Annotated in this window: 5 protein-coding genes; 2 read left to right on the top strand and 3 right to left on the bottom strand. The window is 50.5% G+C overall.

Annotated features, from left to right (window positions below):
- The first annotated feature begins 56 nt into the window (after positions 1 to 56).
- Complete coding sequence (locus tag GALF_RS07125; RefSeq protein WP_013293390.1) at positions 57 to 1,052, top strand: D-alanine--D-alanine ligase family protein; 996 nt, start codon at positions 57 to 59, stop codon at positions 1,050 to 1,052.
- On the opposite strand, the gene GALF_RS07120 is transcribed toward GALF_RS07125, so the two are convergent.
- Positions 1,021 to 3,507 carry a hypothetical protein gene (locus tag GALF_RS07120; RefSeq protein ID WP_150102584.1) on the bottom strand — a complete coding sequence of 829 codons (2,487 nt, stop codon included), beginning with the start codon at positions 3,505 to 3,507 and terminating at the stop codon, positions 1,021 to 1,023. The genes GALF_RS07125 and GALF_RS07120 overlap by 32 nt on opposite strands.
- Before the next feature lie 37 nt (positions 3,508 to 3,544).
- Entirely contained in the window at positions 3,545 to 4,441 is an 897-nt protein-coding gene (locus tag GALF_RS07115) for a tyrosine-type recombinase/integrase (protein WP_013293388.1), read from the bottom strand.
- Between the two features lie 891 nt (positions 4,442 to 5,332).
- Here GALF_RS07115 and GALF_RS07110 point away from each other — a divergent pair.
- On the top strand, positions 5,333 to 9,514 hold the full coding sequence (locus GALF_RS07110) for an NACHT domain-containing protein (RefSeq protein ID WP_013293386.1): 4,182 nt from the start codon (positions 5,333 to 5,335) through the stop codon (positions 9,512 to 9,514).
- A gap of 279 nt (positions 9,515 to 9,793) precedes the next feature.
- On the opposite strand, the gene GALF_RS07105 is transcribed toward GALF_RS07110, so the two are convergent.
- Positions 9,794 to 13,495 (bottom strand): SIR2 family protein, encoded by a 3,702-nt coding sequence (locus GALF_RS07105; protein WP_223293742.1) that lies wholly within the window; start codon positions 13,493 to 13,495, stop codon positions 9,794 to 9,796.
- Between the last annotated feature and the right edge of the window lie 297 nt (positions 13,496 to 13,792).

Here is a 13,792-nt window from a genome sequence, read left to right as displayed (position 1 = left end):
CTTGCCGATTTGATATTAAGCGAGTAACTTAACTTCTTTGATGATAACTAGGAATTATGATTCATTCAAATACGGTATTCCCCTTTCGAGATGTCGTTCTTATTGCCGACAAACTAGGCGAGAGCGAAAAACTTACGCCAATTCATAAAAGACGTGATTTGGAAATGACGGACGCGCAGACGCTCGACACTTTGCGTTCCACGATCAATAGTCTCGGGTTGCGCGTCCATACATACAATGGACCGGATGATTTAGCCAAAAACGCCGCACTTCACAGTAACGATATCGTGTTATCCATTTACGGTGGGCGCGCATCCCGCAACCGAATGGCGCTTGTTCCTGCGATTTGTGAAACTTTTGGGCTGCGCTTTATCGGCCCAGATGTATATGGCAGAATCGTCGCTCAGGATAAAGAAGTCACCAAACGACTTGCATCCGATTGCGGCATCATCACGCCAGCGTGGCGCATCGTGCGCAGCGTCGAGGATCTAAGATATATCAGTGGTCTGCGCTTACCCGTAGTGATTAAGCCTTTAATGGAGGGGAGCTCTATAGGCATTGCCCAACGTAATCGCGTTGTCGATGTGGCCGACGTACTGCCGTTGGCAAAGGAATTACTCGAGACTTTCAATCAGCCGGTTCTGATCGAAGAATTTGTAGCCGGGCGTGAGGTTGCATATTCTAAAATTCAACATGCAGGTGCAGAATCCTGGGCTTTCAGTGAAGTTGTCATTGAAGGCAATGACGACTATTTTACAAACCACCTATTCGACGCCGATGAAAAATTGATACCAACAGTCGGGCGCACAATTCGCAATATCGATCATGAACTTCATGCCAATGACCGCGCGGCTATTGATACCTTTCTAACAATGTTTGGTGCATATGGTTATTGTCGCGTCGATGGGCGCTTGGCTGACGGAAACTTCCATTTTCTTGAGTTGACTCCAGATGCGTGGATAGCTCCCCGCGGACAATTCGCGCGAGGATTCACGGAAAAGGGGTGGAGCTACGCCGAAGTTATTGCAGCGGTTCTTGCTTCAGTAGACTAAGCCCGTCTGACTCAATCAGCCAAGTGCTAAGGTAGAGCGGATGATAGGGACGGCTGGCAAGAAAACAATATTGATTTTCTAACAAGACGTTTTCACCATAGCGAAAAGCCCAATATTCTTGATTCATTTTGGGCAGTTGCACTCGTTCGCTAGGCAGTTTCAGTAACTCCTGAGCCCGCGCGGGAAATCCCGCGTCTTTGATCACCAGCGCGGCATTAAAGCAGAGGGGCCAATAAATTTCTTGATCGGCGAAATCGTGATCGCCAAGGATTTGTAATATTTTTTCAACGCAATCCTGCGCTTGCTCAAACTCATTCGCCACCCAATGGGCCAGAGACAGATTCGATAGGATAGTGACTTCGCTAAAATCATCCCGTACGTAGCGTAATGCTTCACCCAGCAGTTGCTTGCAAGTATCAGGTTCCGGTTCGTCTGACAGCAGATCCACCGCAGCCATGTTGTTCAACAACAGATGACGGCTCGATGGCTTTGCTTCAAGAATCTGGGCTGCTTCTCCGATCATCAATCGTGCTTCTGCAATCTTGCCCATGCGTGCAGTCAGTACGGCCGTCGCAGCTTGTGATAAAGCTTTCGACCTTTGTAGGCCGAACTTGCCAAACCATGCAATACTTCGATTGAGATAGTCAATACAACCAGCATATCCCTCGATGGATTCGAAGAACCGGTATGCATAACCAAGAAGAGGGCTGTTTGCATAAGATGGATTATTGATAGCCGTTAAGAGACGAAAGCGCGCATGCTCTTGGTCACCGCGGCACCCTGCTATCAGCCCCTCGAGAAGATCCGCAACTAAACGTGTATCATCTTGAGTTGCACGCTGGCGCAGTTCTTCTGCGATCTGCAATGCTTGGTCATGCCCACCGGTTTCCGACAAGGCACAAGCGTGCATTGCAAGACTCATAGCGTCTGGAGAAAGCACTCGAGACAATAGTTTATCTGTCTGAACAAAGTTCCCCACGTCATATGCAAGCAACGCCGCCCATCGAAGTAATCCGTCATTACTCTCAGCGTAGAGGTTCGAATCAGCGATCACTGCAGAGCTGATAACTTCGACATACAAGCATGGATCTTGAGCACCCGCTATCTCCTTCGACAGCGCCTCAGTTGCGCGAAACAGGCCAACAACATCTTTAGTACGAGCGCATAAGCGAAAGAATTGACGTACCGCAGCAGCCATCCCAATACCTTCGAACTTGGAGTCAAATACGAGCTTAGAGTAATATTCGCGTAGCGCCTTCTCGGCAGCAGCGAGAAGCGGTTGAATCTCAGCTACTCCGTGTAATGCATCGGCTACTGTTTCGTTGTGGATTCTGTAAGTGCCATCTCGAACGATGATGAACCTATGCGTTTCTATCAACTCGCTTAGAGCTCTTTCCAAGAGTAGTGGTGAAGTCGCTGGCGAAATGGAAACTACCGTATCGACCAACACCGATCCGGCGATTGATTCGACGTGTGCTGAACAAGTCGCCAATATGATCCGAAGTAACGGCGACAATGAGGCAATATGTGTTTCGAGCGTCTTTGTCAGGTCACAAAGGACCTCCCCAACCTGCTGCGGACTTGCGATTTTGTGTCCGACCAAGACTTGGAACTGCATTTCTATAAGAGACCGCAAATTGCCGTTCCATGACATGTATGTCTTAGCTTCGATGGCAAAATCCGAACGCACGTTCATACGGATGAGGTGTTCCAGATGGCCCGCGTCCAAGCGTACTAAATCGAGCACGTAAAAATACCTACCCAAAGCCGTTAGTGGATAGAGTAGCTTCTGGTGCCCGTGCTCAAACTCGCAGTTATGGGAAGTATATTCGATCAGGAGATCAAGCCTGTGAACCGACTCCGTCCAACGAACCAAAGCACGTAAGCTACGATGGTCGCAGTATTGAGCCTCACGTATGACAAGTGCAATGGAATAAGACTCTAGAATTGACTCCGCATATTCCTCACAAATTCTGACTGCATCACTGCTGTCACTCGAAAGTAGTTTTTCAGATGAAAAATTTCCAAAAGAAAAGAGCCGAGATGCATAGTCGAGTGCGATCTTGTATACACTCCGCGGGCTCGGCAACTCGTCAATCAAGTCAGATCGCTTCTTTTCCCGTGCTGTCTTGAGCTTTCTTGATTTCAGGAATTTCTTTAACGTAGCCCACGGGACATCCGCAGAAGCTGCCATACTGTCCAGACGCTCCGCGCACCGTTGAATGAAGAAGCCGTCATGCAGACGCGCCGATCCGGTATTCCCTTGAATCTCCGGATCGACGATACAAAATGCCAAGTCAGCCACACCGGAACTAAGACTTAGTTGGTCGGTGAGGCGAGACTTCCCAACGCCGGGTGGAGAACGGATGATAATGGCAGCTGGCATTGCGCCACGTTCGCGCAGCAAATAGTTTTTGAGCAAGGCAAGCTCTGTGCCTCGATTGATGAATTCCAAGTCGTTTATCGAAATCATAATTCCTAGTTATCATCACCTAATCTCGGTATGTCCTTTTTAGTGCCGTGCGTAGACCATGATCTGTAACATGGGTGTAAATTTCTGTCGTCGAAATGCTTTGATGTCCCAGCAGTTTTTGTACGTAGCGGATGTCTAACCCCGCTTCTAACAACTGGGTTGCCGTTGTATGACGCAACATGTGTGGGGTGATGCGTCGCTCAATTCCCGCTTTGCTAGCGAGATCGCCAAGTAATATTCTCGTTTTTTGTGTGGTAAACGGGATTCCAGCTTCGGTAATGAATAGCTTTTTGGTTTCTGTGGCTCGGGTTAGGCGTATGGTAAGATACCGTGCTATGGCTTGATTCAGCTTAGGTTCAAACAAGTACACTAGTCGTTGTCTATTCCCCTTGCCTTGAATTTTTAGGCTGCAGTCTGGAAGGACAAGATCCTCAATATCAATTTTTACCAGCTCTCCGACGCGTATGCCTGTGGTCAGAAGTAATTTTGTTGCAATTCCAGTTACAAACTCTTGAAACTCTTTGTCGGTTGCTTCCAGATTAATCGCTCCTGTTAGTAGTTTTATTTCTTCGCTACCCAAAGCACGAGGTAAGCGTTTGGGAAGACGGATGCGTTCATTTAGGTTGTCGAACGGATTGATGGAAATCATGTTTTCTTGTTGCACCCAACGGAAAAGCAGCTTCAAACAGGCAATACGACGTTTGATAGTGATTTCCTTTAGTTTCCGCTCTTCACGTAGGTGTCGAATAAATTTTCGTAGATCGTCTTTATTGAGAAGTGATAGATTTGTTTCGTGCTGAGCATGATTTTGAAAATCTTCCAAATCAAAAGTGTAGGCTCTAAGTGTGTGTTCAGAGAGGCTGACGGCAGAGCGGCAGTGAGATAAGAAAGATTGGCAGGCATCTTGTAAGGTCACGGTATTTTCCTATGGGTTGTAAATTTGGTGAAAAACTATGATGGTATAGACGTGCGACCCGCTTGTGACTCCATGAGTCGCCATTTATGTTTCTCAAGTACCAAAAATACAGCCCAAATTCCCGGTTCCTTTGATTGTGGGGGAGGCGGATCAGGTACTCGGCAATCGCCACATTCTCGGCGGACAGATTCGGCTAGCGGTAAAAAGGTCTGGGTGAGTCACTAACTGTTTGAATCGATTCAGTTCGATTTGCAAGAAATATCCGCACAAGCCACCTGCCGAGATTCTGAATGATCTGGTGGTCAGTACGCTCGGTCGGGAAGGGAAGTGGTTTGCCGCTCGAAGATGTACGATATGGCGATAGAACTGGCAAAGCAATCTCTAGTGGATCATCGAACATTAAATCGTGCTGCGTAAGAATATATTGAGACCGCATTCGTAATGCAGGCGGAGTGTTTCTGTAATCTTGCTCATGGATAACCTGTTGTTGGCCATGTGGCTCCCCGGTAAAAATCGCCGAGGTTGCCACGGTTATCCCGCGTACCGCTACATCTCTATTTGATTGTCCAGTTTGCCGTGGAATCGCTGTCCAGTTTGCCGTGGAATGCGTGTCCAGGTTGCTCCGGAATTCGCACATAGTTCGCATCTACACATAGGTGCCAATTGCAGTCCGTCAAAGTGCGGAGCTTGTGCGACTGGTTTCTGTAGCACAGCAGACGTTCGTACTTAGAATGTTTGGCTTCTCCAAGTCGGCCATAGCCGACAAATAGTGCTGTACTGTTAAACGACCGCAATGGTGCACATTCCAGACTATTTGGCTGTAAAGTGTCCACTGAATTAGGGGGCTATTCAAAATACGAATGCTGGATATAACATCGCATGGACTTATAAGTGACAAAACAAAATCACGACTGGCCTCGTTTCTGGGTTCCTCTGGGAGCGCTTTTACCGCTTGATGATTCCGGTTTCCTGCATGACCCGGACGACAAGCATTCCTACTATTACTACTCTGGCTACCAGCCCAAGCGGCTCCAGCAACTGATTGAACTTCCGGTAGCTATTCTCTTGGGCGAGCCGGGTATTGGCAAATCTACCGCGTTGAAGGTCGAGTCGGATCGCTTGAAGGCTGAGGGCGAGGCATGCCTATACAGGGAATTGAACCAGTATCACACCGACACGCGTCTTATCAATGATCTTTTTGAATCGGCAGAGTTTCTGGCTTGGCAGCACGGCCATCATCATTTGACCTTGTTGCTGGACAGCTTGGACGAATGCAGCTTGACCATACCTGCCGTTGCCAGAATTCTGGCAGCGCAATTGGAGAGTATTCCAACACATCGCCTGTCCTTGCGATTGACCTGCCGCACCTTCGATTGGCCTGAGTATTTAACGAAAACATTGCGTAAGCTTTGGCCCGGCAAAGAGGGCGAGGCAGATCGCATGAGCGTATTCGAGTTGGCTCCGTTGCGCAAAATGGACATCCAAAAGGCCGCTGCCGACCGCGGTTTGAATGGAGATATATTTCTCGAAGAAGTCCTGTCCAAGGAAATTCAGCCTCTCGCTAGCCACCCAATCACATTGAATATGCTGCTCGGTTTATTTGGGCGGCCTAACGGCCTGCCGAAACAACGCGCCGAGTTGTATCGGCAGGGCTGCGAAACGCTTGCGGAAGAGCACAGCTCATTCCGAAATGATGCCGGTCATGCCGGTAAGCTCAACAAGCGTCAACGCATGGCGGTTGCTGGGCGCATTGCGGCACAAATGATATTCGGCCAGCGCTCATCAATCTGGCTGAGTAACGAATGGGAAGCCGATGTCGGCGACCTCATCGAAAGCGAAATGATCGGTGATGTTGAGCATGCAGACGGACATGACTTTCCCCTTGACTCTCGTACACTCAAGGAAACCGTCGAATGCACCGCCCTTTTTTCCGGACGTGGCGAAAACAGGACAGGCTTTGCCCACCAGTCCTATGTCGAGTTCCTGGCGGCCTGGCATCTGTACTCACGCGGATTGGATGCACGGCACACCCTGCCGTTGTTGCTTCACCCGGACGATAAACGCATCCCGCCGCAGCATACCGAAACGGCCATCTGGCTAGCGGCGCTTGATGGCGAGATTTTCGACGCCTTGGTGAAAAAAGAACCGCTGCTTTTATTGCGCACCGATTTATCAGACACGACGGATGTGCAGAAAGCTCTGTTGGCGGAAACTTTGCTGCAAGCCTACGCTGCCGGAGCCGAATTTGACCAAGATTGGGGGCTTCGCAAGCATTACCGAAAACTGAAGCACCCCGACTTGGCAGGGCAACTACGCCCCTATATTGCCGGGCTAGGGGTAAGTCTTGTCGCACGCAGGGCTGCCATGGAAATGGCTGCATCATGCGAAGCCAAGGAGCTGACTGAAGAATTGCTGTCTGTTGCCTTAAATCCTGATGAGCAGTCTCACTTTAGAGAAGAGGCTGCTTATGCGGCTATCAAGCTTGCTAACGACAATCAACTCGCGCGGCTGCGCCCCATTGCCTTGGGGGAGGCTGGCGACGATCCAGAGGATAGGCTCAAATCGGTTGTCATTCCCGCACTGTGGCCAGCACATGTTTCTGCTAGGGAAATCTTCGGTTTATTTATTAAAACGCGGAGTGAGCGCTGCTTGGGCGTTTTTCGCTACAAACCAGAAGAGTTTGTAGCGAAATTCACTAACAATGACTTGTTGGTAGCGTTGCAATGGATTGCTGATGATCAGTGGAATTACGAAGCTTTTTATGCCAATCGCCTTAAAGATGCCGTCATGAAGCAGGCGTGGAGCAAGTTTGATGACCCTCATGTACTTGAACTCTTTACCAACACCGCCTGGATTTGCATTGACCGTTATGAGAATTTGTTCAATCGGCGCGGCGAGCGCGAAGAAAGCTGGCTGGAGCAAGACGACCCAACAAGAAGAATAGCTATCATGGCCTTGCTGAATGCCGAAGCACGAGCAAACAACGAGCGCGATCCAGTAAACCTGATTTACGGGGAACGGAAAATCATCCTGCCCAAGGATGCTGGTTGGCTGTTGGAAACCTACAAACAGAACGAACATCCTGATTTGAGGGACAAACTGACAAAGTGTATTGATGCATTCATGCGGTGGGATTCCGATACATCGTGGCTTGATGCAGTTGTTTCTGCAGCTGCTGAAGATGTCTGTCAGCCTGAATCACCTCTGGCGGATATTGTCGCCAAGTATATGGAGCCAATATGGCTGGATTCAGAAGATGCGCGGGTATCTAAAGAGCTACACCTACGGAAAATTAATAGGAAGAGCAATATTCCATTGCCACTCGACCCTCCACCTCCTGTGCGCATTGAAGAAGCATTGCGGGAATTTGAGTCGGGCCGAAATGATTCATGGATGGAACTGTGGCAGGAGCTTTTTCTATCTGATGATGCAATCAATTATTCATGGGATTTTGACAATGTTTCGAAATCCCGAGGTTGGCAGCGTGCAACGTCACGAGATCGTTCACGTATTTTGGCCTGTGCAAAAGCATGGCTTGAAGATGAACGGATCACTTCGCAAGATATTTTCCCGCATGATCGTTCGGTCAATAATTTGTATGCTGCAACTTATCTGGCATTGCGACTGTTGTTCGATGAAAGTACCTCAACGCTCTTGAGTGCAACATCTGATGGTTGGAATCGGTGGGCAACTTTCCTGGTTGCATACCCGCTAGACCAAGATCGTGAACAGCGCGAAAAATTAATGCAATTGGCTTACATGAAAGCGCCAGAAGTCGTGCTGAAAACCTTTCGGAAATTAATCGATACGGAAATTACGGCTTCACAACCTCCGCATAGAGCTAGAGAGTTGGCATGTATATGGGCTGAGCCAGTGGCATCTATGATTGGTGAGTATCTGCTTGTGCCTGATTTGAAGTCTGAGCAAATCTCCACCTTACTAGAAATATTATTGGAGCATGGTGATGAAACCGCTTACGAGTTTGCGTGTGGCTTGGTCAGGGCGACCGATAAGCAGCCTATGGCGTTAACTGCTGCGAGGATACTGCTCGCTTATCAAACGCAGCGTTGCTGGAAACTGATTTGGGAAACCATGTCCAGAAACGCTTCATTTGGCGAAGAATTGATGATGGGGCTTGCCAACTACTCACATAGGAACGGCAGTATTTTGACTCGCCTCACAGAACCGGAAATTGCCGAACTGTATTTTTGGCTCGAAGAACATTTTCCTGCCGCGGGTGATACTCACTATCCCTCTGGAGAAGCTCACACGGTAACAGCTCGCGACCAAGTGGGGCGTATGCGCGACAACTGCCCGAGCTATTTATCCAGCTTGGGTACGACGGAGGCCATAGAGGCTTTGGATTTGATTTGTTCGCGCCTTCCTAAAATGGACTGGCTGAAATTCCAGCTTAACGAAGCCAGACGGGCATTGCGTAAGCAAACCCTGCAAGAGCTCACGCCCTCAGAATTGATTTCCTATACGCATCGCAGCGATGCACGGCTTGCCCGAAGCAGCGCCGAGCTCATGGATGCTGTGCTGATATCCTTGCAGCGATTACAGCAAAGGCTGCACGGGCAACCCCTTATGGCGCCTTTCTTGTGGAACCTGTCCGGAAACGGTGATGTTGGACGCCCCAAAACCGAAGATCGCATTACCGACTTTATTCAGGACCATCTGCAAAGAGATTTACCGACTTTCGTGATTGACCGCGAAGTCCAGGTCAGAAACCTCAAAGAGCGTGGTATAGGTGAACGCACCGATCTGAAGATAGAAACCAAAGATCAGGATGGACGATCCATCTCTGTCATTATCGAAAACAAGGGATGCTGGAACAAGGAGCTCATGACCGCGATGCAAAGCCAGCTCTATGACCGATATTTGAAGTTGGCCGGAGAGGCGTGTGGAATTTATCTGGTCGGGTGGTTTATGTGTGGCCGCTGGGATAGCAAAAGTGATTGCGTTTTCAAGGATACGAAAGAAGCGCTTCTTGCCGAACTCAATGAACAAGCCAACTCTATTTCTAGCGACAAAGAGCGGCTGACCGCTTTTGTGCTTGATGCCACCTACTAATAAATGACCAACTCCATCCGCTAAGCCACCATAGATTTCGTAGACACTTTTGAATGCATGCTCAGGGATAGCCTCAGGTCGGCTTTGTATCGGAAGCGGACTTAATCGACGGCGTGCGTCATCGGCAGCTATGGCCGATTGCCCGACGACCCATTTTCGGCCTTTGCTGACGTTCGACTTTATTAAAGACAGCGACCTCTTTGGGTATGCAAAGCAGTCCTCTGTGGTGTCCAAGAGGTTGGGGCGATTCATTGAATTGTCAGTCGTGGAGACCGATATCTAGCTTCGTTCAACAAGATCGATAAGGCGTAAATAGCGCGAATCTGATGTCAGGTCAGGTTCGGTTTCCGCAATCAGTGCTAGCACCTTCGGTAACTCATACGGCGGACGGGTGAGGACCTGAGGTGTAGTTCTGTTCATCAAATCCAGCGTCGCTTCAGGGAATAGAACAGTAATCGGCTTTTCATCATTGATCTCTCGGGTGAACCGGTAGAACGGGTGGTCATCTGTCTCCACCGGCACCAAGAACTTCTTCACTGTTTCGTAGACAGCCGGGAAGCTATCGCCGGTGTCATCAAGCAGACCGATCCACGCCCTTATCGATGCAGAGGTCCTGTATCGGCTTTCTCTCGGCCAGTCCTCGTTGATGATCGGGATGACGTGTTTGGCCCAGCCATTCTCGTTACTCTGTCCAACCTGGCACAACCAGAAAATGAACTGGTTCCGAGTCTCATCAGACATCGCTCGAAGAACCGAACGCATTTCACCTCGTGTAAGACCGCTTGGCTCATCCGGGTGAAACACTCGCATGAAGCCTAGCCATTGGGCGGCAACCTTTAAGAGGTCGTGATCCCAAGAATATCCTTCGATCCTTGGTAAGAGGTCAAGCAGATGCGGTTTGATGATCTCTGACAACGGCGGCCAAGGCACTCGCCCACAATGAAGAAACCCGTTCCATGCAGGTTCAGAAGCTGGATGCTCGAAGGTCAACATTGGAATAAGGCGTTCCTTAGTCCAGGCAGGATCGACGAACATGAGCCAGTTCAGCTTGCTGCTCGCTATCGACACGGCATGATCCGAACCCTCACCTGGTGCAGAAAATAGGCGCTCGACACGAGACTTGATGTGATCTGGGATTAGTGACTCCGCCTCCTGCTTCACTCCGGGTACTGCACGAAAAAGAGCCCCTGCACACATGCCGACGGGGCCGTTGATCGCATGATTGAGGGTGCGCCGGGACCGTTGAATGACTTTTTCACCTTGGCGGACCTCACCAATACCGCTCTTCGCGGCATCTGTTCCACCGTTCAGGATGCCATCGACGATGTGATCGTAGACCGTCCAACCGAGATCATTGTCAAACTCAAGTACCGCAGCCAAGTTCTGTTCGAGCCATCTGCCCAAGGTATGGCGCAGTTCGTCGATAACCGCATGTGGGAGTCGCGCTACTCGGTTCAGGAATACTCGTCTCAGCCTGGGCGTGATGTCTGCGGAAAGCTCATTGATCATGGATGTCCAGAACGCCTCTGGGTAGTCGTCAGCCCTTCCTGCAATCGTCAGCGCAGACAACGCCTTGCGCGGATTTGCTTTCACCAAGCCAGTGAAGGGGCGCTTCTCAGTGAGGCTGCCAAAATCCCGCTTGGACTCTTCCTTTGCCCTGGTGACTAACTCGTTTACGGGAAGACCCAGGATTGCATCCGGTTTTTCGTCCGTAACGATCATACCCCCGTACGACCCTGATTCGATCACCGTAGAGGTCGCCCAACTGTCGCTCCAACCAACAATACCTCTGATCATCGCGGCAAGCCAATCAGTGCAATCTGCCGACAGCTCACAACCCTGTAGTTCGAGATATCGGGCGTATCTGGTGGCGAACTCATCCCGCAGCCCTGAGAACTCCTCGTCAGTCCAGCGGGAAAGCTGATCGGGGCCTGTCAAGATGCGGTCGGTGAGTTGATTTCGTTTCTCCTGAGAGAACTCTCCCCATCGATCCACCAGTAGGAAAAGGAGCTCTCGGACCACATCGGTGTCCCAGAATATCTCCTGATCTAAGGACAAGACTTCTTCGGCAACATGGTTGGCCTCAAAGGCGTATTTCTTGTTGAACGCATACAGTTTGAGCTTCCGGAAGAAGAACGACTCTGTCGTAGACCAAGTCGTAGCATGTGCATTCGCCAGTTCTGGCCACTTGGCAGCTATTCGGTCAAAAAGTTGGACGAACCAAGTCACAACCTTCGCAGCTTCCGTGATGTACTCTTTCCCATCGACCTCACGGTCCGGATAACAGGTCGGTGTCTGGAAGTAGACGGTCTCGATATCCCCCAGCAGCCCTGAAGCGACGGTTAGCTGTTCCTCCAAGGCACCAAATACCTGCGGTAATAGATCGTCGGGGACGTCTAAGTCTTCGTTGTGCCGTTCGAGGAACACAACTTCCCACTGCCCTAGGTCGCCGAGATGAATTTTCTCCCAAGGCACACTCGGCGGTCTGGACTGCCCCAAGCCAAACGGTGGCTTGATCCCCAATCGCGGCGTCACAACCCTCCGGAATTCTCGTAGAGCACTGGCCGTCCAACCCTCCGCATTGATTCGTTTCTTCAAGTCGAACCATCCGCCATTCCATTGACGATTGCGAGGGTCTCGATGGTGTTCGAGGATGAGGCTCCAGATATGACGAGCACGCTCGTTAAGTGTCTTCGAATGCTCCACTTGCCACTCGAACTGTTGCAGCAGTCGCGGATGCAGTCCGTTCTGCCGAATGGCCCACCAGGCCAGCACAGGGCTGTCGATGGATTTGCTGATCCAGGTGATGAGATGGCCAAGCCTTATCGGGGTCGCCTCGAAGCCGTCGGCCTGTCGCCCACCCAACCGATGAAACTCATGTGGATTGTCGTCTTCGTCGCGCCAGGCAAGCAGGTCGTCATTGCTGACACCCTGTCTGCGATCATCCTCAGAGATATCTCTCAGATCGTCATCGAGTCCATAAGCGACCCCAGGATCGAATACTTCAGAATCGTCACCATAGCCGCTGTTCTGTTTGGCTGACCGGATATTTGCATCCATTACACACACCCATTCCGGATGAGGTGCCGGATCAGCCTCCGAGAATAATTTCGCCCCCTGCACTGTGCGAAGGACATGAGCAACTTGGCCACGCTCATGAGTGGCCAGACCCTTCGGGTCATGCTGGCTTTTTGCGATTATGGATGCACGCCACCTGCGCGGATCGTCGGCCCGGTCTGCCCAGGCTTCCATGCTCTTCCACAACACCGGATGATCGGAATAGGCTATGGCTGTGACGCCTCGGTCACGCCACTTGGCCTCGATCTCCTCAGGAAGCCCAAGGTCAAAGGCATAGAGTCTAGACCGGTCATACTGGCCGTCATGGTTGAGACCTTGAAGCAGATATTTGATTGGCGGGTCTTCCGCCTGATAGCCGACCAACACGACAGTATATCGTTCGAGGAGATGCCTGATGAAGTTGGTGGCCCATCCTTCTGAGAGGTAGGCACGTCCGAAGTCCGCGCTGCTCAGTACGTAGGAATGATTTTCAGAGGCGGCATCCACCAGTCGCCCGTGTAGATACGTGATCCCCTCTATCTTCGATCCGAAGTGCAGATCGGGAAAAGCAGGCGGCACGTGCTTGTCCAGATCCCCTCCCTTCGGCCCCACCTCGAACAACCGGTCGAAGTTGGTCGTGACAATCTGTGGTACGCCGCCCTGGCTCGAAGAAATTCGCTTGATCAGACCGTGCTCACGTCCAAAATTTGTAGTTTCTAGAGGAACATTCAGCCGCTCTGTGACCAGAGCGTTAACTTCATCCTTACCGTATTCAAGGTGGAGGAGGTTGAAGATTTGGTCGAGTGGGACATTCGCTGCAGATTGATCAACCAACCATGGCCGAAACGCGACCATAATTTCGGAATCGGCTGGCGGGTCAAAGAATTCTATTACGTACCGAGTGAGGTCGACAAAGTTCGGCATTCCAGAGGGCACGGAAACCCCGGCGCCGCACAAAAACACAACGCGACCAGCATCACAGCGATCTAGAAGAATATCTGGTATGGAAGGGCTATCGTGATGGAATCTCATGTGCTCAATATATCATCAATCCCGTAGCGACAAGGAGCATGAGAGCCATCAGCCAGTGCTGGATCAAACGCGGCAGAAGGTCGTACTGAAATACTGGCGAGACGCAGCTATGGGTCTAGTCCGGCTGTAACCTGTCCGACGAAGCTGCCATTGGGGACAATGACCGCTGACAGACACGTTGCAGCCGTT

Source organism: Gallionella capsiferriformans ES-2 (genome assembly GCF_000145255.1).
GTDB classification, from domain to species: domain Bacteria; phylum Pseudomonadota; class Gammaproteobacteria; order Burkholderiales; family Gallionellaceae; genus Gallionella; species Gallionella capsiferriformans.
The sequence above is the reverse complement of the archived record's forward strand: the minus strand, read 5'-3'. Positions and strand labels throughout refer to the sequence as shown.

Bases quoted from the DNA above. Each gene is read 5' to 3' on its own strand.
- GALF_RS07105 (WP_223293742.1), bottom strand. From the start codon at position 13,495: ATGCCGAACTTTGTCGACCTCACTCGGTACGTAATAGAATTCTTTGAC.
- GALF_RS07125 (WP_013293390.1), top strand. From the start codon at position 57: ATGATTCATTCAAATACGGTATTCCCCTTTCGAGATGTCGTTCTTATT.